We start from the raw sequence: 460 nt of genomic DNA, 5'->3' as shown, positions 1-460 counted from the left end.
GTGCCGTTGAAATCGGCATTCGGTGTGTATGTAACCGTACCATCATCGTTGATAGCCACGGTGCCATTCGACCCTTGCGTTACCGTATCAACAGGTGAAACTTCACCGTTATCGACGTCTGTATCGTTCGCGACCACATCAATCGTAATCGGTGTATCTTCGTTCGTTGTCGCAGTATCAGCAACTAATACCGTGTCATCTGCGATTGGATCAACCGTGACCGTCACGGTTTCAGTATTGCCATCGACATTGGTATAAGTGAATGTATCGGTACCATTGAAATCGGTATTCGGTGTGTAAGTCACCGTACCATCATCGTTAATCGCAACTGCGCCGTTCGCACCTTGCGTCACGGTATCAACCGGGGAAACTTCACCGTTATCAACGTCAGTATCGTTCGCCGTAACATCAATCGTAATGGGTGTGTCTTCGTTTGTTGTTGCGGTATCAGCGACTAATA

1 protein-coding gene is annotated in these 460 nt (G+C 47.8%); it reads right to left on the bottom strand.

What is annotated here, in order from left to right:
- A partial coding sequence (locus V6255_RS18005) for an Ig-like domain-containing protein (protein WP_341629377.1) occupies positions 1–460 on the bottom strand: 460 nt, incomplete at both ends.

This window comes from Psychromonas arctica (assembly GCF_038155225.1).
GTDB classification, from domain to species: Bacteria; Pseudomonadota; Gammaproteobacteria; order Enterobacterales; family Psychromonadaceae; genus Psychromonas; species Psychromonas arctica_B.
The sequence above is the reverse complement of the archived record's forward strand: the minus strand, read 5'-3'. Positions and strand labels throughout refer to the sequence as shown.